Source organism: Puia sp. (assembly GCF_036500295.1).
In the GTDB taxonomy this organism is placed as follows: domain Bacteria; phylum Bacteroidota; class Bacteroidia; order Chitinophagales; family Chitinophagaceae; genus Puia.
Map to the genome: position 1 here is coordinate 1 of NZ_DASYCH010000092.1, position 25,290 is coordinate 25,290.

At 51.5% G+C, this 25,290-nt stretch carries 24 protein-coding genes; 12 read left to right on the plus strand and 12 right to left on the minus strand.

Annotated elements, in window-relative coordinates; genetic code table 11:
* Positions 1-1,328: 1,328 nt before the first annotated feature.
* The 3 genes from VGM48_RS17225 to VGM48_RS17235 all read left to right on the plus strand — a co-directional run bounded on the left by VGM48_RS17225 (position 1,329) and on the right by VGM48_RS17235 (position 4,386).
* On the plus strand, positions 1,329-2,546 hold the full coding sequence (locus VGM48_RS17225) for an epoxide hydrolase family protein (protein ID WP_331581372.1): 1,218 nt from the start codon (positions 1,329-1,331) through the stop codon (positions 2,544-2,546).
* A 776-nt stretch (positions 2,547-3,322) separates the two neighbouring features.
* Positions 3,323-3,790 (plus strand): mobile mystery protein A, encoded by a 468-nt coding sequence (locus tag VGM48_RS17230; RefSeq protein WP_331581374.1) that lies wholly within the window; start codon positions 3,323-3,325, stop codon positions 3,788-3,790.
* A complete protein-coding gene (locus VGM48_RS17235) occupies positions 3,781-4,386 on the plus strand; it encodes a mobile mystery protein B (RefSeq protein ID WP_331581375.1) in 606 nt (201 codons plus the stop codon). Before VGM48_RS17230 ends, VGM48_RS17235 begins: the two co-directional genes overlap by 10 nt.
* Positions 4,387-4,498: 112 nt before the next feature.
* On the opposite strand, the gene VGM48_RS17240 is transcribed toward VGM48_RS17235, so the two are convergent.
* The 5 genes from VGM48_RS17240 to VGM48_RS17260 all read right to left on the minus strand — a co-directional run bounded on the left by VGM48_RS17240 (position 4,499) and on the right by VGM48_RS17260 (position 7,548).
* A complete protein-coding gene (locus VGM48_RS17240; protein WP_331581377.1) occupies positions 4,499-4,963 on the minus strand; it encodes an SRPBCC domain-containing protein in 465 nt (154 codons plus the stop codon).
* A 102-nt stretch (positions 4,964-5,065) separates the two neighbouring features.
* Positions 5,066-5,944, minus strand: coding sequence for a subclass B3 metallo-beta-lactamase (bla, locus tag VGM48_RS17245; protein WP_331581379.1), 879 nt, complete (start codon positions 5,942-5,944; stop codon positions 5,066-5,068).
* A gap of 183 nt (positions 5,945-6,127) precedes the next feature.
* A complete protein-coding gene (locus VGM48_RS17250; protein ID WP_331581381.1) occupies positions 6,128-6,793 on the minus strand; it encodes a ClpP family protease in 666 nt (221 codons plus the stop codon).
* 1 nt (position 6,794) lies between these two features.
* Positions 6,795-7,052: a hypothetical protein gene (locus tag VGM48_RS17255; RefSeq protein WP_331581383.1), complete on the minus strand. Its 258-nt coding sequence runs from the start codon at positions 7,050-7,052 to the stop codon at positions 6,795-6,797.
* Complete coding sequence (locus VGM48_RS17260; RefSeq protein WP_331581385.1) at positions 7,042-7,548, minus strand: sigma-70 family RNA polymerase sigma factor; 507 nt, start codon at positions 7,546-7,548, stop codon at positions 7,042-7,044. Before VGM48_RS17260 ends, VGM48_RS17255 begins: the two co-directional genes overlap by 11 nt.
* Before the next feature lie 146 nt (positions 7,549-7,694).
* Here VGM48_RS17260 and VGM48_RS17265 point away from each other — a divergent pair, with 146 nt between their 5' ends.
* Positions 7,695-7,943 carry a VF530 family protein gene (locus tag VGM48_RS17265; RefSeq protein ID WP_331581387.1) on the plus strand — a complete coding sequence of 83 codons (249 nt, stop codon included), beginning with the start codon at positions 7,695-7,697 and terminating at the stop codon, positions 7,941-7,943.
* 4 nt (positions 7,944-7,947) lie between these two features.
* Here the strand turns inward: VGM48_RS17265 and VGM48_RS17270 are convergent, their stop codons facing one another.
* Positions 7,948-9,243, minus strand: a complete 1,296-nt coding sequence (locus VGM48_RS17270; protein WP_331581389.1) for a DEAD/DEAH box helicase — start codon at positions 9,241-9,243, stop codon at positions 7,948-7,950.
* A gap of 126 nt (positions 9,244-9,369) precedes the next feature.
* On the opposite strand from VGM48_RS17270, the gene VGM48_RS17275 reads away from it, so the two are divergent.
* From VGM48_RS17275 to VGM48_RS17285, 3 genes are read left to right on the plus strand one after another with little or no spacing between them, the layout of a single operon-like run.
* A complete protein-coding gene (locus tag VGM48_RS17275; protein ID WP_331581391.1) occupies positions 9,370-9,780 on the plus strand; it encodes an SRPBCC domain-containing protein in 411 nt (136 codons plus the stop codon).
* Positions 9,777-10,100 carry a metalloregulator ArsR/SmtB family transcription factor gene (locus VGM48_RS17280; RefSeq protein WP_331581393.1) on the plus strand — a complete coding sequence of 108 codons (324 nt, stop codon included), beginning with the start codon at positions 9,777-9,779 and terminating at the stop codon, positions 10,098-10,100. The genes VGM48_RS17275 and VGM48_RS17280 overlap by 4 nt, the downstream gene beginning before the upstream one ends.
* A 27-nt stretch (positions 10,101-10,127) precedes the next feature.
* On the plus strand, positions 10,128-12,248 hold the full coding sequence (locus VGM48_RS17285; RefSeq protein WP_331581395.1) for an alpha/beta fold hydrolase: 2,121 nt from the start codon (positions 10,128-10,130) through the stop codon (positions 12,246-12,248).
* A gap of 59 nt (positions 12,249-12,307) precedes the next feature.
* Here VGM48_RS17285 and VGM48_RS17290 read toward each other — a convergent pair whose 3' ends face one another.
* Positions 12,308-13,765 carry a SusD/RagB family nutrient-binding outer membrane lipoprotein gene (locus tag VGM48_RS17290; RefSeq protein ID WP_331581397.1) on the minus strand — a complete coding sequence of 486 codons (1,458 nt, stop codon included), beginning with the start codon at positions 13,763-13,765 and terminating at the stop codon, positions 12,308-12,310.
* A 13-nt stretch (positions 13,766-13,778) separates the two neighbouring features.
* A complete protein-coding gene (locus VGM48_RS17295; RefSeq protein WP_331581399.1) occupies positions 13,779-17,033 on the minus strand; it encodes a SusC/RagA family TonB-linked outer membrane protein in 3,255 nt (1,084 codons plus the stop codon).
* Between the two features lie 216 nt (positions 17,034-17,249).
* Here VGM48_RS17295 and VGM48_RS17300 point away from each other — a divergent pair, with 216 nt between their 5' ends.
* Both VGM48_RS17300 and VGM48_RS17305 read left to right on the plus strand, forming a co-directional pair.
* On the plus strand, positions 17,250-18,080 hold the full coding sequence (locus tag VGM48_RS17300) for a helix-turn-helix domain-containing protein (RefSeq protein WP_331581401.1): 831 nt from the start codon (positions 17,250-17,252) through the stop codon (positions 18,078-18,080).
* Between the two features lie 27 nt (positions 18,081-18,107).
* Positions 18,108-19,601, plus strand: a complete 1,494-nt coding sequence (locus VGM48_RS17305) for an FAD-dependent monooxygenase (protein ID WP_331581403.1) — start codon at positions 18,108-18,110, stop codon at positions 19,599-19,601.
* 99 nt (positions 19,602-19,700) lie between these two features.
* Here VGM48_RS17305 and VGM48_RS17310 read toward each other — a convergent pair whose 3' ends face one another.
* The gene (locus tag VGM48_RS17310; RefSeq protein ID WP_331581405.1) at positions 19,701-20,789 is read right to left on the minus strand and encodes a DUF2911 domain-containing protein; all 1,089 of its coding nucleotides are present in this window, start codon (positions 20,787-20,789) and stop codon (positions 19,701-19,703) included.
* A gap of 293 nt (positions 20,790-21,082) precedes the next feature.
* Here VGM48_RS17310 and VGM48_RS17315 point away from each other — a divergent pair, with 293 nt between their 5' ends.
* The gene (locus VGM48_RS17315; RefSeq protein ID WP_331581407.1) at positions 21,083-21,448 is read left to right on the plus strand and encodes a LytTR family DNA-binding domain-containing protein; all 366 of its coding nucleotides are present in this window, start codon (positions 21,083-21,085) and stop codon (positions 21,446-21,448) included.
* A 15-nt stretch (positions 21,449-21,463) separates the two neighbouring features.
* On the opposite strand, the gene VGM48_RS17320 is transcribed toward VGM48_RS17315, so the two are convergent.
* Together VGM48_RS17320 and VGM48_RS17325 are read right to left on the minus strand one after the other, a co-directional pair.
* Positions 21,464-22,678, minus strand: coding sequence for an epoxide hydrolase family protein (locus tag VGM48_RS17320; protein WP_331581409.1), 1,215 nt, complete (start codon positions 22,676-22,678; stop codon positions 21,464-21,466).
* Between the two features lie 141 nt (positions 22,679-22,819).
* A complete protein-coding gene (locus VGM48_RS17325) occupies positions 22,820-23,389 on the minus strand; it encodes an RNA polymerase sigma factor (protein WP_331581411.1) in 570 nt (189 codons plus the stop codon).
* A gap of 204 nt (positions 23,390-23,593) precedes the next feature.
* Between VGM48_RS17325 and VGM48_RS17330 the strand changes: the two genes are divergently transcribed.
* Positions 23,594-23,815 (plus strand): hypothetical protein, encoded by a 222-nt coding sequence (locus VGM48_RS17330; protein ID WP_331581413.1) that lies wholly within the window; start codon positions 23,594-23,596, stop codon positions 23,813-23,815.
* Positions 23,816-23,888: 73 nt separating this feature from the next.
* Entirely contained in the window at positions 23,889-24,308 is a 420-nt protein-coding gene (locus VGM48_RS17335) for a response regulator (protein WP_331581415.1), read from the plus strand.
* A gap of 41 nt (positions 24,309-24,349) precedes the next feature.
* Here the strand turns inward: VGM48_RS17335 and VGM48_RS17340 are convergent, their stop codons facing one another.
* Positions 24,350-25,273: a glycoside hydrolase family 16 protein gene (locus VGM48_RS17340; RefSeq protein ID WP_331581418.1), complete on the minus strand. Its 924-nt coding sequence runs from the start codon at positions 25,271-25,273 to the stop codon at positions 24,350-24,352.
* Positions 25,274-25,290 lie beyond the last annotated feature (17 nt).

Sequence of the window (25,290 nt, forward strand, 5' to 3'; positions counted from 1 at the left end):
CACTACTTTGAGGTGGTAGCGCCGCGAGGCGTGTGAGTTCGAATCTCATCCCGCGCACAATCGATCATGGCCCTGGACAAAGTCCAGGGCTTTTTCGTTTTTGCAGCGTGCCGAGCGTTGCTCGGCTAAGCGGAGAAAATGAAAAAGCCGACCGCGAAGCGGGAGGGCCATGATCGGTTGTAGCCGCCCCCCTTGATCGCCGGAGGGCCGATAGGCCCGGAGGCAATCCATCCCGCGCACAAATGCCTTCCGGACGAAGTCCGGAGGGCATTTTAGTTTGGTAGCGGTGCGAGCATGCTCGCGGACAAACTGAAATGCCCGATCCCGCGAAGCGGGATGGAGGCTTTGGGTAAGAGCTCCCCCGGAAGAGATCAGCGGAGCTAATCTCTTCCCGCGCACTGTAAGGCCTTGTAAATGGATTGATTTACGAGGCCTTTTTTACTGTTCCCACCCCAAATAAATAGATAATACTAAAATAAGGTGTTCGAATTCACATGTCCTTCGAGAGTTAAATTTATCGAACACCAGTGTGGCGAGAACAAGTGCGTCTAAAAGTATCGGACGAAAGTCACGGCTTTAATTTCCTCAACCACTTTTTTACTTCCCTTTCTAGTTCTACCGCCCGCTGCACGGTTAACTTGTTATCTGTGATGCGCAAACGCTCTTTCCATAGTCGGTCCGAAACTATCCCTTCTGTTAGGAGGGAGAGTGAGGGATGCTCTTAGGCCGCGAAATATTGCTCCGTTGGGGTCCGTCTTTCCGCATAAGTTGATAGAAGGGGTCGCCAAAGCTATTTTGAATCGCGTTTTCAATATGAAGACCGTCGAATTTATACCAAGACGATGAAAGGGACAACGAAATCCCTGTTTCAGCTGGTAGTTCTCTTGTGGGATATTTTGAAACAGTCGTACCTTGACAACACTTTAATCTTTTTAAGAACCCAGAGTCTCCAATTAAAAGTGCTGTCACGAGCAGCATATTGCCCTCTCTTCCTTTTTATAGATTTTAAAGCTAAACAAGAATCCCCTTGTTTACTCGCTTAACAAGCGGTCTCCATTACCATGCTATTTGCTCAAATGGCTGGTACTTGAAATTTTGGCTTCAAAAAATCGACAATGAAAACCTAGAAAGCACCATTACGGGTACAAAGGGAATTGTCACGCCCAGTTCAGACGGCAGGGAAAGCACCCAAGAACCGCTACTATCTCCCAAAACGCCGGATTGTTGCCACGAGATGCCCGAAAAAGGAACCTGTCAATGATCAGGGTACTCCGCTGGCGCAAATAAGTCTTTAAACATGTCCGATTCAATAATTTAAACTCTTAACAATGACACAAGCAGAAAACACTATTGCTCCAGCATTAGTATCCAAAGACGAAATCCGTCCTTTCCAATTTCGTGCTTCACAAGCTGATCTGGATGATTTGCACCGAAGGATATTAACAACAAGATGGCCTGAAAAGGAACTTGTTACTGATCAAACACAAGGTGTGCCACTGGCGACGCTAAAGGCATTGGCGAAGTATTGGGCAACGGAGTATGATTGGCGAAAAGTAGAAGCAAGACTGAATTCTTACCCCAACTTTACAACTGAAATTGACGGTTTGGATATTCATTTTATTCATGTTCGTTCGAAAGAAACGAATGCGAGACCGCTTATCGTCTCACATGGATGGCCGGGTTCCCCCATTGAGCAGTTGAAAATCATTGGTCCCCTTACAGATCCCATTGCGTATGGCGGCAAGGCTGAAGATGCATTTGATGTTGTGATTCCTTCGATACCGGGGTTCGGGTTTTCAGGAAAACCAACAACTCTGGGCTGGAATCCTGGCCGGATAGCAAGTGCACAGGTTACACTAATGAAGCGTCTTGGATATAAGACGTTTTTTGCGCAAGGCGGAGATTGGGGTGCAATGATCACTGACTTAATGGCTGTACAGTCACCCGATAGCGTACTGGGCTCCGCTATAAATTTCCCGATTGGAGTTCCGCCTGAAATAGAAAAGGGGGCTTTTTCAGGAGCGCCTGGACCATCCAACCTCTCCCCGGAGGAAAAAAAGGCATACGATCAAATAAGCACTTTTATAAGCGATTTTATATTACAAATCATGATGTCAAAACGTCCGCAAAGCTTGCTCGCCGCTGCGGATTCGCCCGTAGGCCTTGCCGCTATATTTCTTGATCACGACCAGATTAGTCTGGCGATGATCTCGCGTGTATTTGTTGACGGAAAGTCTGAAGGACTTACGCGGGATGATATCCTCGACAATATTACGCTTGCCTGGTTGACAAACACGGCGGTTTCAGGATTCCGTATCTATTGGGAGAATAAATATGATTTTTTCAGCCCCCAAGGTGTCAAGGGCCCGGTTGTGGTGAGCGCTTTTCCGGACGAAGTCATCAATATTCCCCGAAATTGGGTAGAGAGCGCATATCCCAACTTGATCTACTACAAAAAACATGACAAGGGCGGACACTTTGCTGCTTTTGAACAACCGGAACTTCTCGTTGGAGATATCCGTGAAGGGTTCAGAATACTTCGCTGAGTGTGGAATGGTAAAACGGCGTACGATGATGAAATGTGCGCCGACTTATATGAAATACAGGTTGGCGTATACCCAGTGAATGGAGCGCTTTTTTGGATGGTATGCTTCTTTCCAAGGAACGACCTGAAAGTGGGGTTGCGACGGAAAAATCCTGATTTCTATTGAAGGCTAGCATCGGCCTGCCAAGCATAGGTGTTCGACACTTTCTCAACCACTCCGTTTTCAATCCACATGTTTATCAAACAATTCTATTCAAAAAAGAGGTCGTAAACGGCCAAGAAGTGTTCGATAGAATTCTCATTGGGTGCACAAGGCCCTTCTGACTACGTCAGAAGGGTTTTTTCGTTTGGAAGCGTGCCGGGCTCCCTCGGCTAAGCGGACAAATGAAAAAACCCATTCCGCGATAGCGGAATGAGGGCCGTGGGTGAGAGCACCCGGAAGAGATCGCCGGAGGCAGTCCATCCCGCGCACCATTACCGTACAAGCTAAATCCTAACCAATTTTGCTTCACCTCGGAGAACTTGTACCAAGATGCAATTTCCACATCCGTTATATTTCCACGTTTTGATTTGGTTCGTAAGAAAGGCAGGTATTGAAGTATGTCCTGGTGAAGTTTTTGATATTTCCTCAGTATCACTTCCATATATCAAAAATGGGTCAATAAATAAGTCTATAAGCTTATAATTAATTATATAAATTAAGTCTTTAAGCTTATAATATTATCCTATTTTTAAACTTATAGACTTATATTTGTAGTCAGTTTAAAAGGATATAGTATGAAAAATAAAAACAATTTGCTCATTATCAAACAATTAGACAAGAAGTTGCAAGACCTGCGACCTTTGTTTGACATAGCACAACCGCCCGAAGGCTGGATCAGCCTTATCCGAAAGACTTTAAAGATGTCCCTTCGCCAGTTAGCAAGTAGGTTATCTATTACCCCGCAAAGTCTGGGTGATCTTGAAGGTCGAGAAAAAGAGGGAACGATCACTCTCAAAACACTCAGGGAAGCGGCGTCGGCACTGGATATGAAACTCGTCTACGCATTTGTCCCGCAAAAAAACCAATCCTTGGAACAGATGGTCGAAAGTAAGGCCGCAGAGATGGCGCGAAAGATCGTGATGCGCACCTCAACGACTATGAAACTGGAAGATCAAGAAAATTCAAAAGAAAGGCTGGAAGAAGCCATTGCCGACCTGACCAATGACATTAAAAGAGAAATGCCGAAAACCTTATGGGATTAATAGAATTACAGTACGAAGAAGGGCAAACCCCGCTCGATGAAGATGAAAAGGATGGCTTGCTGATTCCATCGGTCATGACACGCGGTGACCTTGACGAAGTGGAACAACGAAACATCGAAGAAGCCATCCGATGGACTGTCGAAAGGCGGCGGAAGTTTTCACCTTCGGAAGTGTTGACTGAGGATTTTATTCGTGAGCTTCACAGGAAAATGCTAGGCAGCGTTTGGGAATGGGCAGGGGAGTTTCGGCAATCGGATAAAAACATCGGTGTCGATAAGTACCAAATCGGCGTGGAACTGCGCATTCTTTTGGATGACTGCAAATTTTGGATCGAAAATAAGACGTTCGGCCCCGATGAGACTGCCGTGCGCTTCAAACACCGGATTGTCTCCATCCATTGCTTTGCCAACGGGAATGGCCGGCATTCACGCCTTATCGGCGATATCATCATCGAAAAGCTGTTCGGGCGCGAGGTGTTTACATGGGGCGGGAATAAATTGATTGCAACCGGTAAGTTCCGCTTCGCTTATCCTACGGCACTTCGAGCGGCTGACAACGGCAACTATGAGCCGCTTGTGGTATTTGCCAGATCATAAACAATGACCAAAACAGTGACCAAAATGGCCCTGGACTTTGTTCAGCCCTTTTTCGTTTTTGCAGCATGCCGAGCGTTGCCCGGTCTCTTCCCGTCTCTTCGCATGAGGTGCATCACTTCGATTGAATATACTGCTCAAGCTTGTCGAGCGATTGCTCGGTGCCTTTTTCGTTGTCTTCCGGCCTGACCCCCAACGGGACATTGGTGAAGATGATCGTAACCAGTGTCGACGAACCCTGTCGTTCAAGTTGCACTTCCATGATCATCTCACCGACGAAACCCGGAGAGCCGGAATCAAACCGGATGGCCATTACGATCTTTTTATAGGGCTGCAAGGTGATGAAACGAGCGGTATACCGGTCTTCTGTTGCGTTGGTCTTTCCTCCCGGGCCGGTGTGGTCTTTAGGATAGTAGAGGGACATGACGTAACCGCCACCGACGGCGCCCTCAAAAGACTGCACCTTGCCGGTCATGTTTCCGGGCGCCATCCAGGCTTCCAGCGCAGCGGGCTCGGTGAATGCCCCGTATATTATATCAGGAGTGGCTTTTATCAGCCTTGAAGTTCGCGTTGTCGACATAAAACGATGATATGCATATCGACTATGCAAAAATCCGGCCGGATGGGGTGGCCGCCGGCGACCGTGAGGAAGTGCGCCATGGCCGCGAGGGCCGGGACTGAGCTATTGATCCAGTCTTTTTTTGTATTGCACCTTTATGGCATTGATCGTCGAGTCATACGCCGGCCGGTCGGCAAACACTTCGGGATTATAGCTATCGCCGGGGTTATGCTTCTCGTGCAGATCCATCTGGCTGGCATGGGAAGAAAGCCAGAGATCGAATTGTATCTTCGGCAACGTATCCAGGGTGTAGGCGTAGTCCTTCCCTACCCCGGGATAAGTGGGCATGCCGGAGAGTTTGGTCTCGCTGAGGATGGAGGGTACATTCAGGATCAACACCCGGTAAGCGCGGGTCTGATCCTTTACGGTGAAGATGAAACTGGAGGCCCCCTTGGTATGTCCGGGATGATGGAGCAGCATGATCTCCATGCCCCCGAGCTTTACCATATCCCCATTGTGCAGCAGACGATCGGCTTTCACCGGTAGGAACATCGGGCCATGCCCACCCATTATAAAATCCGAATTGCCGCCATCCGCCAGCAGGGGCGCATCTTTTTCCTCGATCATAAGCTTTGCTCCCGTCATTCGTTTTACTGCCGCCATCGCGCCGACATGATCAAAATGCGCGTGTGTGGCAAGGAGGATCCTGATATCGGAAAATTTGAAACCCAGCGCTTCCACATGCCGGCGGATCATCGTGTCCGATCCGGGTATCCCGGTATTGATAAGGATATGTCCTGCGGGGGTTGTGATAAGATAACTGGCCAGATCGTAGGTGCCGACATAATATAAGTTACCGGCAATCCGGAATGGCTCTTCATCCCTGATCCAGGCGGAATCGAAATTAGGCACATACAGTTTTTGGGCGACGGCGGGTAAGGCGAAAAAAGAAAGAATAGCGGCCAGCACGATGACCATCAGCGGATTCGGTTGCTTTTTCATACCTTAAAGATAAGGAAGCGGGTCTTTATTTATTGCCGGTCTGAGACGCGTCCTGCAGAGCCTTCAATTTCGTCCTGGACTCCCCGGTAAAATCCGAGCTGTGTAATTCAATAGCCTTTTCATAATGCCATAACTATGCATCGTTGCAGAAATTGCGTGCATCCGTAAGGGGGAGAACGAAGGTCATGCCGGATGCTGCTTGAACCCGATGCTCTCCCTGTCCTTTCCGGGCGTCTGAAAATGTATTTTGGTCGGGTCCTCATCCAGGGCGATGAGGTCATCGGTGTCGCCCAAAACCTCGTCTATAAAGCCGTACTGCCGGGCCTCCACGGAATTCATAAACCGGTCGCGGCGGAAAAGCTCTTCTATTTCCTCGCGGCTGTGGCCGGAGAATTTTCCCATCAGGTAGAATATCTGATTCTGCAGCCGTTCCTGCTCCTTGTATGCGATTCGTACGTCTTCTGTGTATCCTTTTGCACCACCACCGGTCGGATGCATGTGGATAGTAGCATGAGGCAGGGCATAACGCTGCCCTTTCTGTCCGGCAGTCAGCAGGAATGTACTCATGCTGCCGCAAAAGCCCATGGCCACCGTCGACACCGGGGACTTCAGTTTTCGGATGGTATCATAAATAGCAAAACCGCCATAAACAATGCCGCCCGGGCTGTTTAAGTACAGCATAATGGAATTGTGATTCTCACTATCCAGGTATAGCAGCTGTGCTACGATGAGGTTGGCGACATTTTCTTCGATCGCGGTTCCCAGGTAGACGATCCGCTCTTTCAGCAACAGGCTATAGATATCATAGGCACTCCTGGTGGCGCTATCGATAACGGTTGGGATGATCATATCAGGCAAATATTGTTTTTATCCGGTGGGCGAAATCAGCCTCATGGAGCAGTTGCCGGTAGATGCTCTCTAGCCTGTGGCGCCCCTCCCTGCGGGCATACCGGCGGACCATCCGGTGTGCCGTGCGCTGTGCTTCCACCTTTTCGGCAAATGCTTCATCCAGCACGAGTCTGGCTTCGAAGTCCTGTGCTTCCTCTGCACAGAGCTGACCGAGCAGCCATTGGTCGATCAGGAATGTCTCGTTCAATTCATTGCGCATACCTCTGGATTGATTTTATTTCTTCCCGGACCTTTTCCAGGCATTTGAATTTCTGGACGGTGGCCGATCTCTTTCCGTTAAAGCCAAATCGCGCAGCGATGTCCTGCATTGAGAAGTGGTCATAATAAAATGCCGTTAGAAGTTCCATACATTTCTTTCCGCTTCTCACAAGGGATTCCATCAGACTTTTCTCCATTTCCTCCGTAGCTGTATCTTCCGGTTCCGCCGCTTCAAACCTCTCGGGCAGGGCCAGGATTGCCCCCTTATCGTTTGCATGCAGCCAGCAGATCTTTGCCGTGCCCAGCAGGTACGCTTTTGGCGAGGAATGAAGGTTCAGTTTTCCCGCCTTTTCCTTTTCCATATAGATGAGTAAAGCGTCATGAAAGGCGTCTTTCGCCTCTTCAAGACTTCCGCCCATCCGCCGGATCATCCGGGCGAAGTGGGGAAATCCTTCTCTATACAGACTGATGATAGGGTCTTCTGTTTGTTTGATCATTGCCGGTGTCTTTTTAATAAGTGTTTAAAAAGGTAGGAAGATCACCCGGAAAACAAAAAAATATTCTATCCGGACACTTCCGGACCTTGGGGTCGCTGGGATGCGCGCTTTCTTGCTATATTTGGGGGGATAAAAGATCAAGACTAATGACCGACAAAAAGCAGGAGCCTTCCCCTTCAAAAGACCCGCTTCATGGACTGACCCTGGAAAGGATCGTAACACATTTGATGGAGAGTTATGGGTGGGAGGCTTTGGGCGAGCAGATCCGGATCAAATGCTTTACGAGCAATCCCTCCGTACAATCCAGCTTAAAGTTCCTGCGCAAGACTCCCTGGGCCAGAACCAAGGTGGAAGACTTTTATAAGTATTCGCTTCGGAAGAACAAATTGAAGTAGCGGTTTATTTCTTTTTGGCGCCTCTTGTCTTTGGCTTGCCATATTTCTTATGCATTCGTTCGGCTTTTCGCACCACGACATTGACCTTTTTGTTCTTTTCCGATTTTTCATGAAAGGCCCCGCCGCCCTGTTCGGGCTTTGGCGTTTTGAGAGGTATCGCTTTTTCAAAGGGCTTTGGCTTTTCATCTTCGGTAAGCATTGCCGAAATTTCCAGGTCGGCCGGCAATGGGACAATGGGGATCCGAAGGTTCATCAGGCTCTCGATCGCTTCCCGGGAAGATCTATCCTTCTCCATAATAAAACTGATGGCAATCCCTTTCCGATCGATTCTGCCTGTTCTGCCGATGCGGTGGATATAATTCTCCGGAACAGCAGGAAGATCGAAATTTATGACGTGGGATACTTCGGCCACATCCAGCCCCCGGGCCACGATATCGGTGGCAATGACAAAATGGTGTTCGCCGGTTTTGAACTTCTTTATCGTATTGAACCGGTAGTTTTGATCTTTATTCGAATGGATGATGCCTGCGAGGCCCGGAAATTTTTCGGCCAATTGTTCGTAAAGCTGGTCGGCCAGTTCCCTGGTTGCCACGAAGATGAGCACCTTTGTCATCTCCTTATCCGTTCTGAAGAGCCACTCCAGCAGGTTGATCTTGGTGTAAAAGTTGGGCACTTCGTATGCTTTCTGATCTATTGTCTCTACCGGGGTGCCTGTCGGCGCCGCCTCGATCCGTTCGGGGCCGTTGAAATAAGTCTCCATCAAGGCCTCCACTTCTTCGGTAATCGTTGCGGAAAAAAGCAGGTTCTGTCTTTTTACCGGCAGCAGGTCCAGGATATTCCTTAGTTGTGGACGAAACCCGAGATTGAGCATTTCATCCACTTCATCGATCACCAGCTTTTTGATCCCATTCAGCCGCAGTGCACCGCTGAGGACCAGGTCGTATAGTCGTCCCGGTGTGGCAACGACGATATCCATCCCCTTTTCCACTTCGACCCTTTGTGTATTGATGTTTACGCCACCATAGATGCCGACGGTCTGGAGGGTCATATAGGGGGTGAGTTCCTTTACCGATTCCACGACCTGCGCGACCAACTCGCGGGTAGGGACAATGATCAGCAGTTGTGTGGTCCGGGTCTTTGACCAGGTTAATTGCCGGAGGCAGGGTAATAAATAGGCATATGTCTTGCCCGTGCCTGTCTGGGCTATTCCACATACATCCCGGCCGGACATGATCACGGAAAACACCTTTTGCTGGATGGTGGTGGGGGAATGCAAGCCCAGGTCGTCTAAGGCGTTCAAGAGCGGTTTGGTCAGATTTAAGTCACTAAATGTCATTGGGCTTCGATTGAGTGCACAAAAATAAGAAAAAATTTGCGTAACTCAAAAGTTACTTATACATTTGAGTAACTTTAAAATTACATAAACGTGCAAAAGGAAATCAACCAAACATGGTCTTTCAACGCCTCCCCGCAAGAAGTCTGGGGCTATCTCACCAAGCCCGAACTCCTGGAACAATGGATGGGAAGCACTAATTTTCAGCCGATTATCGGTCATCAATTTCAACTCAATGGAAAGGGAGGGTGTGTCAATTTTTGCCAGGTGCTGGAGATCATCCCCTGCAAAAAGTTATCCTATTCCTGGAGAGTGAAAAATGCAAGCGGGGTGATCACTGTCGATTCGAAGGTGCTGTGGACCTTATCGGAAAAAGCCGGTGAAACGGAATTAAAGCTGGTGCATGACGGTTTTACCACCCTGGAAGATCACCAGGCACACAACAACGGCTGGACCACGTTAGGAAACCGCCTTACCGCACTCTTACATCCAATTAAAATATGACAACACAAAACCTTGATGTGTTTCAGGTCATTGCCGACCCAAGCCGCAGACAAATCCTTGTTATGCTTTCAAAGGAAAGCAAGACCATCAACGCGCTGGCACAAAATTTCGAAATGAGCAGGCCTGCTGTTTCAAAGCATGTAAAAATCCTGTACACCGCGGGTTTCATTTCTATCACGGACGTCGGCAGAGAACGCTATTGTACGTTAAAGCAGGACGGATTTATCGAATTACAGGACTTCATCAACTACTTCGATAAATTCTGGACGGGCAAACTCACCACATTAAAGGGCATTTTAAATGTGAAGTCAAAGCGGTAACTTCGGTTTTGTACAACCGTAGGGACCATGAAAAATATCTATCTCCTTCTCCTTTTCCCACTCGCGCTGCAAGCGCAGCAATTCCAGGTATACCCCGGGGAATACGACAACTGGGTACGCCATCCGAAAAGCAAGCGGGTTTTCAATATTGTTTCCAGCAGTACCGAACCGGTGGCGGATCTTCCGGCCATTGCCGATGGGGAGGGCAAGGGTTCCGCTTCGCTTCACACGGCGGGGTTTATCGGTGTCGATGGGTTTGCGTATGTATGGGGAGACAATGTCTGTAACATCTCCGGTCGTGGGTTAAAGGCGGCGTCGATCGGGGCGACGAAGACGGCGGTTTCGAATGCCCGGCAAATTGTTGCGTATGCGAATTCCGGCGACGGGTCCGGGCCGGGTATGGGATATGGATTTGCTATTGTCACCAACGACAACAAGCTGACGCTGCTCGGCAATACCCAATCGGGATTCAGAGGGGACGGCACGGAAGGCAACAGGGCCGAGCCGGCTCCCTATGTGGTAACGGCGATTAAAAAGCCTATACGAAAGGTGGCGGTCGGCTCATTCGTTTATGTCCTCTATATGGACGGGACCGTCGACAGCTGGGGTGGAACGCGGCTGAAATACTATCCCACTTACGTCCTGGGCCGTGGGGTTGACAATCCTGATCCGACCCGGCCCGGCGTCATGAAATTCCCCGAGCCGATCGTGGACCTTGACGGCGGGGGGGCCTGGACCTATTTCAGGGGTAAGAGCGGTGCTATTTATGGGGTTGCCTATAACACCCGGTATCTCGGTCTCGGTCCGGATGTCAGCGGCCGGAATATTCCTTTCAATCTTACCAAGACGCTCAGGCTTCCGGGCAATCCGGCGCAGTTGGCCGTCGGCACGCAGGCATCCTATGCGCTGATGTCCAACGGCGATGTCTACGCGTGGGGCGACAATACGCAGGCCGCGATCGGGAACGGACAGGAGGCGAAATTCGAGAATTTCGTCGCGCCATGGGGCGGCGGATCGCTCTGGGTTGACAAGCCTCTTAAGATCAATCCGGCAGGGGTATCTTTCGTGAAATTATTCACCAGTATCGGCGATGCCTTCTATGTGGTCGCGGAAGATAAAAGCGGCCAGCTTTGGGTATGGGGCCGGAACAAGGGCCATGTTCTCTGGAATGGCCGGGGTTCGGCTGATCCTACTATTCAGGCCAGCCAGCCAAACAAATGGGACGTTCTCGCCCCGATGAAGATCGCCGGGTTTAGTCAGGCGCAAGGCCAGGCGCAGGGTCAGGCGCAAAACCGGTCGCAGGATAAATTGCAAAACGAATCGCGCGGTCAATCGCAAACCCAATCGCCGGCGTCAGCGCAGGACCAACGCGTATCGCAAGGCCAATCGCAGGATCTGGACACCCTTGTTGACGTTGGCGGATATAAACTGCATTTTATTATTACCAGGGGTGACGGCTTACCGATACTCTTTGAAGCGGGTGGCGGCGAAGACGCCACTACCTGGAATAAGATCATCCGGCCCATTGCACAGCGTACGGCAACCACTATCATCACTTACGACAGAGCGGGATTTGGCAAGAGCACCTTCGACACGACCAGGCATGGGATCCAGAATGGGATCACCGGCCTGGAAACCGGGTTAAAGAAACTTGGCTACGACGGCAATATCATCCTGGTCGCCCACTCTCAGGGCGGTCTATACGCGCAGCTTTATTCCTCGCGGCATCCTGACAAAGTTGTGGCAGCCGTACTACTCGATGTTACTACAACCTGCTTCTACGATGAACAAAGACTTGCCGCAACCCAACAGCTGATCAACCGCCAAAACACCAACGCACTAAAGGCGACGAAGCCCGGAACCTATTACCAGGGGGCGGACTTCAGCGCAAATATTGAATGGATGCGAAAATTTGCCTTTCCCAATACGATCCCGGTTACGGACTTTGTTTCAGACCATCCGCCCTTTACCGATAGCGCGGACATCAATGACTGGAAACGCTGTCATCGCGAATTCGCCGCGGCGTCAGCGAACCGGACCGGCATCCTGGCAACCGGTTGCGGGCATTTTATATTCAATGACGATCCCTCGCTGGTGATCAATGCCATTGTCAAAACCTATTACAACGCATTCCACGAGATCAAATAAAAAAACCCGGAGAACCATTCTCCGGGTTTTTGCTTGTGAAGCAGGATTGTACTTCCATATTATTTATCCCACCATACCGGGGTCGTCTCCGGGACGGTGCCGGGGTATTTCAGGTTTCCGGTGAGTTCCGACTGCGGATACAGGAACCGCAGCGGGAAGGTCCGGCCGCCGGCGGCTGCTGAAGTCACCAGGAAGTCGGGATAGCCGGTACGCCGCCATTCGGTCCAGGCTTCGAAACCCTGAGAGCCGCACATGGCGTAATACTTCTGCGTGATGATGACCTTGAGCTGATCAGCCGCACCCGCGGGGAACTGGGCATCCGGTGCGCTGGCGATATAGGCAGCCGCGGAATCCGGAATTCCATCGGAGGCAAAGCTTGCCTTGATGCCTTGCGTGAACAGGGTGCTTGCCGAGCCTGATGCCCATCCACGGGAAACGGCCTCTGCCTGCAGGAAATTGCTTTCCGCCGCCGAAATCAGGATCACGGGTGCAAGCGCCGACTTGGCGTTCTGGGGATCGCCTGCTACCAGGGGGGAAGGGGTAGAGGTAATCGTATTAATATTCTGAGCGAAGGACCCTTGGGGCAGATAGGTGACTGTATCGGTGCTATCCAGCAGCGTAAATACAGCGAACTGCCGCGGATCATTATTCCGGACAAAAGCATCAACAACCGTCTTGCTCGCCGCGAGATTCACGGTCTTGCCCAGAGCCACCTCTTTAATGTAGAAGGGGTTCTGATTGCCACCGGTGGACGTATAAGTCATCTCGGCATTGGCGTTGAGAAAGCTGGCATTGGATGCATAAAGCGCCTTTACACCGGCCTCGGCCCTTGCGGGATCGATCTGGCTCAAACGCAGGTAGGCCCGCAACTCCAGGGTATTGGCGAAAGCGATCCAGCTGTCCATATCTCCCTGGAAGATAAGGTCCGGGGAAGTGGGGGCATTGGGGTCCGTATCGCTCATCAGCGCCTTGCCTTTTTCTATCAGGGCGAAAATGGAATCATACACCGTAGCCTGTGGATCGTAGGAAGGGTTTTTGTTGTCCGACCCTTGCAGGGCCTGGCTTACGGGAATATCGCCAAAGGCGTCGGTCGCCAGCTGCAGGCTATACGCTTTCAGCACATCGCCGATCGCCAGGTACTGCGTGAGCGCGGCATTTCCGGTGCTGTTGGTGATCATCAACTGCGTATTGATCAGTGCACTTTGATAAAGGTGCTGCCATGCGTAGTTGAAATCCGCATTTACCTGCAGGTACTGATCGATCGTCTTGTATTGCGAAGCGACCGCACTTTGGGTAAAATACTGGGACCAGATGTTGCCGTAGGGATAAAGATCATCGCCTAACGCAACGCCAATGGCCGCCTGGACTGTCGGCAGCAGCTGATCCGGTTGAGCGGCGACAAGATGGTTCGGATCCTGGTTTACATTGAGAAACTTTTTGCAGCCGGACGATAGTAGCAATATCGCGGGGAAGGCAAACAGCGCGATCCTTTTTAGTATATTGATTCGTGTGGTCATAATTGTTTGCATTTTAGAAAGTTAACTTTATATCAACGCCATAGTTCCGAACAGACGGTTGTGCCGTAAAGTCGAAGCCCTGCTCATTACCCGATCCCGAAGAGTTCATTTCCGGGTCTACGTATTTGTTGGACCTGGGCGTCCACAGGAAGAGGTTATTCCCGAACACGCCGATGCTGGCGTGCCCGAACGGCGTCCTTGTCAGTGTGTTTGCCGGCACCTGGTATTCCAGCTGCAGGGAGCGCAATTTGATATAAGATGCGTCAACAACGTTCATCCCCGCAGGCTGAACGTTGACGTAATAGTCCTGCTTGATATACCTGGCTGTCGTGTTTGGCTGGTAAGAAGGCTGTGCTGTTGTTCCCGTATTGATAACGGAACCTGCCCAGATCTGCGGATCGCGGACCCCGCCCGTTTCCAGGGAGGTGCCGTTGAAGTCAGCATTGGCCTTGGTATTGCTGTAATACACGCCACCCTGTTTTGTGTCGAACAGGAAGCCCAGGCTCCAGTTCTTGTACGTGAGCGTACCGCCCAACGATGCCGTGTACTTCGGATCATAGCTGCCCAGGTAGACCGCACTGGAAGTTGGAACAGGTTGCCCATCGGCAGCGCCTACGACAGTATGACCGTTCACGGTCTGATTGGTTACCGCATAGAATTCGCCATAGGGCATTCCTTCCTGAGCGACAATGGCCATGCCGTTAAACCCGCCGACCACTATCTGTGCATGGTTGGGCAGGGAAAGTACTTTGTTTTTATACTTGGTATAGGTGCCGAACAGTTCCAGTGAGAAGTTCCTCGTCTTGATGGGGGTTCCGCGAAGGGTGAGTTCGACCCCTTTATTTTGTATCGTCCCCGCATTCACCGTCGAGTTCAGGTATCCGCTGGAGGGTGCAACGGAAGAAGAGACGATCTGGTTTCTGGAGGTCTTCGTATAATAGTTGGCAATAACGGACAAGCGGCTATCCAGGAAACTGAGTTCCGTGCCAAATTCCGTAGCGGTGGTGATCTCCGGCTTAATAGCCGGATCACCCAGGCTGCTGTTGATCATGAATCCGGGCACTCCGCTAAAGGGAAAGATGGTGGTGCCGCCGGTATAACCGTCCGCAATCTGCGCCTGGGAATAGGTGGTGCTCAGCAGGTACGGCAGGGCATCGTTACCCACTCTGGCCCAGCTGGCGCGGACTTTACCATAGTTAAGGATCCGGTTGATATCGCTACCTTTCAGCAGTTCGGTAAAAACGAAGGCGCCGCTTACGCTCGGGTAGAAGAAGGAATTGGCACCGACCGGCAGTGTCGAGGACCAATCGTTTCGGGCTGTGGCGTCGACGTACACCATATTCCGCCAGGAAAGGCCGAGGTCGCCATAAACAGACACCCTGCGCTGAACCGTGCGCGTATTCTGCGCTAAGACCGGACCGTCACTGTTCCCGAAATTGTACCAGCCCGGAACGATCAACCCGGAACTTTGGTTGGTAGAAGTAACCGTAAGATTGTTATTGTTCAACCGGACGTTGTTGCCCAGCATCAGGGAGCCGGAAAAGTCATCCCAAAAAGTATGTTTGGCGGTGACCATCAGGTCGTGGTTGAATTCGCCGTTCGTAATGACATCTTCTTCGTATCCACCGTTGCTGGTGGCGATCGCCGCCGCGGGATAGGCCGGCGGGTTTCCGCTGGTTCCGGGGTCTGCGGGCGAATAAAGATATTTTGGACTGAGCAATCTTCTGCGGTCGGAATAAAAGTCTTCCGTTACGCGTTCCAGTACGTCCAGCCAGGGAGTCGGCTTGTAGCCCAGGCTGAAGGCGCCCGTGGCTCTGTCCACATCGTCATAGTTCTTGTAGTTCGCCAGCAGGAAATAGGGACTGGGGTAGAACTCCTGGTAGAACCCGTATTTGTCGGAATGGTATACCCCATTGGCATCGGTGTAACCGTAGCCGTTGTACTTGTTGTTCAGATCACTCATCTTGTCGATCGGAATATCCCTGGGGGTCTGATAAAGGCTCCCCAAGGCCGAACCGCCTGCCTGACCGGCAGCGACATTATTGCTATTTATCTTTGTGTAATTGAAGTTGATGCTGGTATAAAAATTATTGGAAAGATTGGCCTTTCCGTTGAACCGCAGGCTATACTTGTTATATCCATCGACATTGGTGGGATAGATGCCATTGGAGTTGAGCGCGCCCAACCCGAGATAGTAGCTGGCTTTGTCGTTACCCGAGGAGATGCCGATATTGTTATCGGTAGCGAAACCGGTACTGAAAAAGTTTTTGATGTTGTTGGGTGTGGCGGAATATGGCTTCGTCTGCTGCACACCGTCGATGGTCTGTCCCCAGGGCTGTACTTTCCCGGTGAACGGAGCGCCCCAGCTGAAGTTATCACCCCAGTCTTCCGTGTTATAAGCGAGCGTTCCATCGCTGTTCACACCGCTATAGTAACCCTGGCCGTACTGATTCTGGAAGTCAGGCAGCTTGAGAACAGAAGAGAATGTGTTGGTGCTGCTGACCGTTATCTCGGCCTTCCGGCTGTTGGACCCGCTTTTCGTCGTGATGATGAGCGCGCCGTTGGAAGCCCGGGCGCCGTACAGCGCGGAGGCTGCGGGGCCGGCCAGGACGGTTACGGATGCGATATCGTCAGGGTTAACGTCATTACCGCGGTTGCCGAAGGTCACTGCGGTCAATGATCCGCCGCCGATCTTGTCGGTGTTGTCATAAGGCACGCCGTCTATTACGATCAGGGCCTGGTTGTTACCCGTGATAGAAGAACCGCCTCTTAATACGACACGCGTGCTTCCGCCGGGAGCTCCGGTGCTGGAAGTGATGTTCAGACCGGCGACTCTGCCACTCAGCGAAGTGAGCGCGCTTGAGCTCTGACCTACGTGAAGCTCGCTTGCTTTGATAGTCGGAGCGGCATAACCAAGTGAGCGCTGTTCTCTTTTGATCGCATTGGCTGTTACGATGACCTCCGTGAGGCTGTTGTTCTTTTCCTTCAGGACCACCTGAAGATTGTCTTGTGCTTTAACTTCGCTTGTTTCATAACTCACGGCACTGAAAATGAGCGTCTTTCCGGGTGCAACGGGGAGGGAAAAATTTCCGGCTTCATCCGTTTGGGTGCCGACATTCGTATTCTTAATCTTAACAGTTACGCCAGGAACAGCGATTCCTTTATCATTTTTTACTGTTCCTTTTATCGGGGGTGTTTGCGCGTTAGAAGTAGTAGTGGCAAACAAGAGCGCAACTGAACTTAACAGCAGTAGCAGTTTTCTTCTCATATTAAATTTGTTGACTAAATGTGACTGTGTGAATTTGCATTGGACGTATAAATCCTGAAGGATCTCATAGTTGTTGTTACGGCATATATATTTTTAAGTTAAAAAAAGTGCAAAGTTATAATGACAACAGTTCTCTACGAAATTTTATTAAGCAATTGTTAATGGAAAAAGAAATTTTATCTTCGCGAAGTGCGCGCAAAAAAATCACGAAACAAAATGATCGGTAAGATGCAGCACCAGGAATTTGAAACTCCTGAGGAGCTACGAGATACCATAAAGTGTTTTTGGTACAACAGCGGAGACTTCGGAGACCTGCCCGCGAGTTTTGAGGTGTTACCCGATGGTTATGCTGAGATCATTTTTTATTTCGGCAGTGTGTGCAGCGTTGCTTACCCGGAAGGCTTGCGGCCCTTATCATCGCCATTTATAATGGGGCTGCTCGATCAACCTGTTCATTTACACACGAGAGACCGTTTAGAGGTCATTGGCATCCGGTGCTTTCCCTGGACCGTGTTCGATCTGCTGGGACTGCCGTCCGGTAAAGACGGCGTGCAGCTCTTCGAGCATCCTATCGTGCAGCTTCAATCCACCTTGTCCGGGAGTATCCATGCCGGCAGGATCGATGAAGCAATGGCCCAGGTAAAACAGTATTTCCTGAATATGCGGGCGGGAGTTGCCGTTGACAGTCTATTATTCAAAGCGGGACTTGCCATGAGGGCAGCAAACGGCACCCTGCCGGTTAGCCAGGTAGCGGCGGCGGCACATGCGACGGTTAGAACACTGGAAAGGAAGTTCAAGCAATCTTCCGGCTATTCTGTTAAAGACGTGTCCGGCCTTATGCGTTTTGAACAGGTGAGGAACCAACTATGGCTTTATCCAAATTCCAGCATCGCCGGCTTAGCCCATGAGCTTGGTTATACAGATCAATCCCACTTAAGCAGGGAATTCAAGCGCTACAGCGGCACTACGCCGGCGGCATTCGCGCGCAAAGCAAAGAAAAGTAAACAGGCTATAAGCGACGATTTTGTCGCGTTTGTACAAGCCTAGCGGGAGAGCGTTCCGGAATTTTGCGGGATGAAAGATGTAATTATTTCCGGGGCCGGCCCTGTAGGCCTGTTCCTTGCCTGTGAACTGGCCTTAGCCGGCTGTTCCGTCCTGATATTGGAAAAGACAGAGAATCCGCTCTCGCCATTGAAGCAACTTCCTTTCGGGATACGGGGACTTTCGGCGCCTACGATCGAAGCGCTTTACCGTCGCGGGCTGCTTGAAGAACTTGAAATACATAAACACCTTAAAAGTCCTCATTCCAATGCCGTACAAGGGCCTCGCCGGCAGGCAGGACACTTCGCCGGCATTCCCTTTCATGACGGAGATATCGACACCTCACAGTGGAGGTATCGACTGGCAGGCTCGACCAAAACGAGTATTATTTCTGAGATGGCGGAGCTCGAAACGGTGCTGGGCAGCCGCGCAGCGGCCCTTGGTGTAGCGATCAGGCGGGGGCTTGCGCTTAGCGGATTTTATCAAACCGGGGACGGAGTAACTGTTCAGGCAGGTGACGAGACTTTTACCGGTCGATGGCTTGTGGGGTGCGATGGAAGCCGCAGTGTTGTACGCAAGGCAGGCGGTTTTGAGTTCGCGGGTACGGAGCCGAAATTTACCGGCTACTCGGTCAAAGCGGACATTGACAATCCGGAGAAACTCCTTCCAGGCCGCAACTTTACCTCCACAGGCATGTACCTGCAGTCGCAACCCGGGTATCTGATCATACAGGATTTTGATGGCGGAGCCTTTCACCATTCGGGAGCGCCGATCACGCCCGAACATGTTGAGCAGGTGTTAAGCCGCATCTCGAACACCGACGTTACTATCGGCGCCCTGCATGTCGCAACCACGTGGACGGACAGGGCACGACAGGCTACCACCTATCGCAACGGGCGGGTACTCCTGGCCGGCGATGCCGCGCATATCCATGCACCGTTGGGCGGTCAGGGACTTAACCTTGGGCTGGGTGATGCCATGAACCTGGGCTGGAAGCTTGCCGCAACCATTCATAAGAAAGCGCCAGAGGGCCTGCTGGATAGTTATAACACCGAACGGCACCCTGTTGGTGCACAGGTGCTGGATTGGTCACGCGCCCAGGTGGCCATCATGGGACCGGAACCACACGCCCGGGCGTTGAGCTCAATTATCCGTGACCTTATGGATACGCGCGATGGTGCGACTTATTTTGCAGGCCGGGTGTGGGGCATTCACACACATTATCACCTGGGTGGCGGTCATCCGCTGGTGGGTTATGGAGTTCCTGATTTTGAGCTGCAAGAGGGTGTAACGATCGGTGAGTTGATGCACGATGGTCTGGGGATCCTGCTGGATTTTGTTGGGAATAGCTCACTAAAACAGCTGGCGGGTGAATACGGCAACCGGATCAAGTATGTTTCGGGCCAGGCGAAGGAACAGTTGGGCCTGACCGCGGTACTGATCCGCCCGGATGGGTTTGTCGTTTGGGCTACTGAGCAGGACCCCGATCCTGGGGAAGCCAAAAAGGCTGCCGCGGCCTGGTTTTAAAACTAAGCGCTAAGGGAGCTGCATTGAAGAAAAGACAGGCTGAGAGGCAACCCGATACGAAAGAACCAACGGCCGGCTCCCAATACTGTCATTGAATTTTTATAGCGCCCCGAGCTGTTTCAGGAATTTCTCCGAATTGAGTTTGGTGGCTGCGGGCGGGTTCATGCTGAGCGATTTTTTAAAGCTGAGGATCGCATTCTTCTTGTCGCCCTTGGCGGCATAAGCTTCGCCCAGGCTGTCGAATGTGTTGGGGCTCTTCGGATGCTTTTGCGTGTTCAGGACGAAGACCTCGATGGCGCGGTCGTAGGATTTGTCGTTCAACAGCTGATAGCCGAACTGGTTGAGTTCGTTCTCGCTGCCGACGGCGACCGCATCATGCATCAGACTGTCGGATTGCGGGTTGTCACCTGTGGCCTTAAGCAGTTTTGCTTTTGTGGAAAGCGTATTGAAATTCGGGCTGATCAATATGGCGCGATCGATCCAGGCCATCGCCTGAGCAAGATTTACGTTGTTTGCCAATGCATAATTGGCCGCACCCGCATAGCCCTGCCAGTTGAATCCGACCGGACCCTTCAGTTCTTCCTGTGCGTTGGACATTACGATCTGATCCACCTCAAATTCGATCTTTACCGGGAATTGCTTTTTCTCCCAGTTGAGGTCCAATTCTGCGGAGGTCTTTGTCAGGTTTTGAAAATCATAGGTCAGCATTTCCGTGGGTGCGATCTCCTTCAGGTTGATCTTCGCCCGAAAGAGATCATGATCGCTCACATACCAGAAGCTTCCCCAGGACCGGCTATCTTTTGAAACGATGACTTCCCCTGTGTTGTCCTCGTTGATCACAAAAAAGAGCCCATATTCGCCGGCGGGGACGGCATGTCCCTCGATGGTTGCGGGATGGGACAACCGGATCACCGTATTTTCATTGGCGCCTGCCCGCCAGGGTGCGGGGTTACCGGCACCAAAGGCCTGTTTGTTATAGCCATAGGGAACGAGGTTGCCCCAAACCGTCCGGCCTTTGACCGACGGGCGGGAATAGCTGACCGTTACCGTGGAGATGCCGATGGTCTGGGATACCGTTGCGGCGGGGCTCGGTGTTCTTGGCGTGGTGATATTCTGGGAGTGGGCCGTAAATACGAGGATGAATAGCGGCAGGGCAAGCCAGTGCCTGACGACAGTCAACTTTAACATGTTAGTTGGTTTTCCTTAAGATACGAATAAACCGAAGACCGCGCAAAAAACCTTACCAGGACCGGAATTAAGGGCGCTGAAGAAGTTGATGACACGGCCGGGACCGGTTATTTAGCATCTGCCGCTGTCTGCAACGCCTTTATGTCGATCTTGATCATCTTCATCATGGCTTGCATAACGCGACCGGCCTTTGCTGAAAGCGCATTCCCCAATCTCATTTCATCGGATTCAGTACCTTTACCCCGCTAATCTTCCCATCCACAGGCGTGGTCTACAATTCAAAATCAAACAAGATGAGAACAGTAGAAAAAGACACCATTAAAAGCAGCTTCCTGGTATACCGGCAAAACAAGTACTTCCCCATACCGGTCGACACCATTGCATTTTTCTATGTAAAATTCACCGCTTCGGTGATGGTCTGTTTCAACCGGGAGGAGTATTCGATCAACGACTCGCTCGACCATATTCAGAACAGGTTGCCGGACCTGAAATTCTTCAGGGTCAACCGGCAGTTCCTTGTCAACTTCAATGCGGTGAAAGAAGTGGAGCACTATTTCGCGCGGAAGCTTTTGGTCAGCCTGATGATCCCGGCTGCCGAAAAAGTACTCGTCCCAAGAGAAAAAGCCAGCGCGTTTCTGCGCTGGCTGGAAAACAGATGATGCCTCTAAGCCCGCTTACCGCAGGGTCTTAAAGGCTTTGCGCATCTCTTCACAAAAAAGTTGTGGCTGCTCCCAGGCCGCAAAGTGGCCGCCTTTTTCCAATTTGTTATAATAAATGAGACTGGAAAAGGCCTTTTCAGCCCAATCCCGGGGACAGAAGAATAGTTCATCAGGAAAGGCGCTGACGGCCACCGGGATGGTGATATTCTTCGGGGCGAAGAAAAAGTGTTTATTCTCCCAATAGAGCCGGGCCGAAGAAACTGCCGTATTCGTCAGCCAGAAAAGGGTGACATTATCCAGGACATTTTCCGGGGTAAGCCCTTCGGCTTGTCCGTCAATGGACCGGGCGATCATCTCGAGGCTGCGGGCATCGTGATCGAGCATATAGGCGGCCAGGCCGACGGGTGAATCCGCAAGACCGGTGAGCGATTGAGGCCGCGTGGCCATATGGAAGGCATAATAAACCTGCGTGTAGAAAAAGCTAAGCTGCTGGTAAGCATGTTTCTCCTCTGCGCTAAGGCCGGCGGGCATGGGAGCATTGGCGAGGGCAGCCTTGTCGATCTCGGGGGGAACGGCACCGGGCATGTTCGTGTGGATCCCGATCAATTCAGGGGGCGCCTGCACTGCCATTAGTTCTGTAATAAGTGCTCCCCAATCGCCACCCTGCGCCACGTATTTTGTATACCCAAGACGCTTCATCAATTCCACCCAGGCTTGCGCGATACGATCCGGGCCCCAGCCGGTGCCGGTTGGCTTACCTGAGAATGCATACCCCGGCATCGACGGGATCACGAGATGAAAGGCATCCGTTGCTTTGCCGCCATGGGCCGTTGGATCGGTGAGGGGTTCGACGATTTTCAATTGTTCCACCACGGATCCTGGCCAACCATGCGTCACGATCATCGGCAGGGCCTTTTCATGTTTGGACCGTATGTGGATGAAATGGATGTCCAGCCCGTCGATGGTCGTCATGTAATTGGGTAATGAATTCAACCGGGACTCCACTTTCCGCCAATCATACTGGTCCGCCCAATACTGCGCCAGTCGTTGGATCGTGGCAAGCGGGGTGCCTTGTGAAAAATCATTGACCGTTTCTTTTTCGGGCCATTTTGTCGCCACGATGCGGCGATGCAGATCGTCGAGATCAGCCTGGGGGAAATGGACTTCGAAGGGCTTGATCGACTCGGCGGTCACGAGCGCCGGAGCGACACTGGTTTCGCTTGTTTTCATTGCTTTGTTGTTTTGCATTGAAGGTAGGCCCGCCACCCTGCCATCGCCAAGCAGCAACACGGAGAAACGGTCCAACTGACGGGTGAGACGTTCAGCCGACTCCTTCGGTCGGCTTCGATGCCGGCGCATCGGCCGCGGGATTCAGCTACCCAGCCATTTCCTGAACTGTTCACGGGCCGCCGACACCAGTGCCGACGCTGTCCCCCGGTCGATGCTCATCAGGCCCGTCACCATTTTCATGGGATATCGATCAATGACTATGAGGTTATAGGCCATCCGGTGGTTACGCGGGAGTCGTCGAAGCAGTTCGATCAGGTGACGATCGTTCAGCGCGTCCAGATCCTCTATGGGAAGCCGTTCATCCTGCCGGATCGCCACCTGGGATCGAATGCTGTTACCCGCTGCATCATCGGCGGTGCTGCCATCGATGGCTCGCGCGGCGGCGACGAAGGACTTTTCAAGACAGCGAACGATCACCTGCTGCTTCATCCAGTCCAGGACCCAGTTCTCGTCGCTGAGATATTCTATCGACATCTGCTTCAACTCGCGGAATACGGTCAGCATTCCCTGCTGCGTCACTTCCACCGCGTCTTCGTAGGTTTCGCAGTATCGATACGCCACCCGCAGCAGATACCCATAGTGTCTTTCATAAAAATGCCGGTAATCGATCCACCCCACCCCGCCGGCCCATTCCTTTTTCGCCGTTGCCATGCCCAGACCTTTGTATTCTGGTAACAATCGGGGTGCCAATTCAAGGTGGGCCTGAGGCTCAATGGGCTATAGATTGTATCCGGGGTTTTTGGTTGCGATATATCGACATTCGGCGTCCAATAAAGCTATTGACCGACCGTTGGCAAACTGGGCTGGAATAACTTTTGCCTGTTATACTATCGATTTGCCAATTATAACATCCATATGAAAAGAATACTCGGCATTTTATTACTGGTTATCGGGGTCCTTATGCTGATCTACACGGGTTTTTCCTATAAAAAACGGGAAAAGGTTGTCGACGCGGGACCCCTCCACATCTCCGCTGACAAGGAAAAGTCGGTCAACTGGCCGCCTTATGTGGGCGGCATCCTCGTCATAGGCGGGATCGTACTGCTGGTTGCCGGCAGCGGGCGGAAGGCGGCATGAGTCAAAATATCCAGAAAGGTGCTATTTTTGTCCTTAGTTGCCTCCAGCAATTCCTAACCCAATCCCTAACTACATGGCTATCAAAACTATTTTCTTAGCCGACGACGATAAAGACGATCTCGATATGCTTTCGGCCGTTCTCTCAGAACTGATGCCTGGCAGTCTCATCCGGACCTTTTTGGACGGCACCGAACTGGTTATGCATCTGGCCGCGCACCCCGATCAGCAAGCCCCGCAGTTGATGATCCTGGACTATAAAATGCCGCTTATGGACGGGCCCGCGGTGTTAAACCGGCTTCAGTCAACTCATCATGCTTTTATCCCTGCCTTTATTTTGAGTACTTCCCAGGAAGAGCGGGACAAGGCGCGCTGTCTGCAGGCGGGCGCATCGGGTTATTTTTCCAAGCCTACCAATTATGGTGAATTAAAATTCATTATTTTGGAGATCATGCGCCGATGCGAAGCAGGCGGCCACCACTCAAACCGGAAATAGCCCATGGCTTGAACCTACGCGGGTCTTTGTTCTGTTTGGCTTTACCGGTACGATGCTGCTGCCGGCTTTTTCCCGTCAGCCGAAGCGGCGGGCAGCGGCTCATACTTCATCCAGTCTACCTCCAGTTCGTAGGGATGAAGGGGCTTTTCGGTAGAATGAGGGTTGGTTTGCACCGACCAGGTATTGGTATACCAGAAATTCATGCGATATTCTGTCCGGTTGAGGGGAATGCCGAGCTGCGACCCCTGATAATCCCACAACATTATCTTTTTTCCCGAAACGGGGTGTATGATCCACCAGCATAAACGGTTTGGATACCAATCGAAACCATAGGTGTAGAATTTGGAGGAAGCATCAAAGCCTTCAATGGCGGGAATTGTCTCCGGCCGGGCTTGCAAACCCGTCAGATCAGTCGCAACCCCGTTGTGATTCACCTTCGAGATCGTATTATAGATGATGCCTTTGGCGAGATTGATCGTCCTGCCAATGCGCTGTAATTTATTTTCAGAACCCGTCCAGGTGCCGATATACAGGACGGTGGGATCCGCGATCAGCCATTCGATATCGATCTCGCTAAGACCCTGAACACTGTCCATATGGTAGGTGAAATAGCCAACAACAGCACCTACATCGGGCTGCACATTCTTTACATCCGGGATCCTGATCCGGGCGGAATAGTTTCCGAAATGTGTGAATTTCCCCGAGATGATCTCCGGTCCCCTGCCCGCACCTGCGCTGTCCGCCGGATCGATCTTAAACAACAACACCCTGGTTCCCGGCTCTATCGACGAATTGGCGCCGACCACGTATTTAAAACCATCCCTTCTTCCCGTCGATCCATACCGGAAGTTGTGCAACACAGAATCATTGAACGCTTCTGTAAAAGAATGTGCCGCGGTTTCTTTTTGGGCGCTTGCCATAGAGATGGTCAGGCCTGCAATTGCGGAAAGGATCAGTTTCTTCATGGTCGACGATTGTTGAG

Bases quoted from the DNA above. Each gene is read 5' to 3' on its own strand.
- VGM48_RS17225 (WP_331581372.1), top strand. From the start codon at position 1,329: ATGACACAAGCAGAAAACACTATTGCTCCAGCATTAGTATCCAAAGAC.
- VGM48_RS17230 (WP_331581374.1), top strand. From the start codon at position 3,323: ATGAAAAATAAAAACAATTTGCTCATTATCAAACAATTAGACAAGAAG.
- VGM48_RS17235 (WP_331581375.1), top strand. From the start codon at position 3,781: ATGGGATTAATAGAATTACAGTACGAAGAAGGGCAAACCCCGCTCGAT.
- VGM48_RS17240 (WP_331581377.1), bottom strand. From the start codon at position 4,963: ATGTCGACAACGCGAACTTCAAGGCTGATAAAAGCCACTCCTGATATA.
- bla (WP_331581379.1), bottom strand. From the start codon at position 5,944: ATGAAAAAGCAACCGAATCCGCTGATGGTCATCGTGCTGGCCGCTATT.
- VGM48_RS17250 (WP_331581381.1), bottom strand. From the start codon at position 6,793: ATGATCATCCCAACCGTTATCGATAGCGCCACCAGGAGTGCCTATGAT.
- VGM48_RS17255 (WP_331581383.1), bottom strand. From the start codon at position 7,052: ATGCGCAATGAATTGAACGAGACATTCCTGATCGACCAATGGCTGCTC.
- VGM48_RS17260 (WP_331581385.1), bottom strand. From the start codon at position 7,548: ATGATCAAACAAACAGAAGACCCTATCATCAGTCTGTATAGAGAAGGA.
- VGM48_RS17265 (WP_331581387.1), top strand. From the start codon at position 7,695: ATGACCGACAAAAAGCAGGAGCCTTCCCCTTCAAAAGACCCGCTTCAT.
- VGM48_RS17280 (WP_331581393.1), top strand. From the start codon at position 9,777: ATGACAACACAAAACCTTGATGTGTTTCAGGTCATTGCCGACCCAAGC.
- VGM48_RS17285 (WP_331581395.1), top strand. From the start codon at position 10,128: ATGAAAAATATCTATCTCCTTCTCCTTTTCCCACTCGCGCTGCAAGCG.
- VGM48_RS17290 (WP_331581397.1), bottom strand. From the start codon at position 13,765: ATGACCACACGAATCAATATACTAAAAAGGATCGCGCTGTTTGCCTTC.
- VGM48_RS17295 (WP_331581399.1), bottom strand. From the start codon at position 17,033: ATGAGAAGAAAACTGCTACTGCTGTTAAGTTCAGTTGCGCTCTTGTTT.
- VGM48_RS17300 (WP_331581401.1), top strand. From the start codon at position 17,250: ATGATCGGTAAGATGCAGCACCAGGAATTTGAAACTCCTGAGGAGCTA.
- VGM48_RS17305 (WP_331581403.1), top strand. From the start codon at position 18,108: ATGAAAGATGTAATTATTTCCGGGGCCGGCCCTGTAGGCCTGTTCCTT.
- VGM48_RS17310 (WP_331581405.1), bottom strand. From the start codon at position 20,789: ATGTTAAAGTTGACTGTCGTCAGGCACTGGCTTGCCCTGCCGCTATTC.
- VGM48_RS17315 (WP_331581407.1), top strand. From the start codon at position 21,083: ATGAGAACAGTAGAAAAAGACACCATTAAAAGCAGCTTCCTGGTATAC.
- VGM48_RS17320 (WP_331581409.1), bottom strand. From the start codon at position 22,678: ATGAAAACAAGCGAAACCAGTGTCGCTCCGGCGCTCGTGACCGCCGAG.
- VGM48_RS17325 (WP_331581411.1), bottom strand. From the start codon at position 23,389: ATGGCAACGGCGAAAAAGGAATGGGCCGGCGGGGTGGGGTGGATCGAT.
- VGM48_RS17330 (WP_331581413.1), top strand. From the start codon at position 23,594: ATGAAAAGAATACTCGGCATTTTATTACTGGTTATCGGGGTCCTTATG.
- VGM48_RS17335 (WP_331581415.1), top strand. From the start codon at position 23,889: ATGGCTATCAAAACTATTTTCTTAGCCGACGACGATAAAGACGATCTC.
- VGM48_RS17340 (WP_331581418.1), bottom strand. From the start codon at position 25,273: ATGAAGAAACTGATCCTTTCCGCAATTGCAGGCCTGACCATCTCTATG.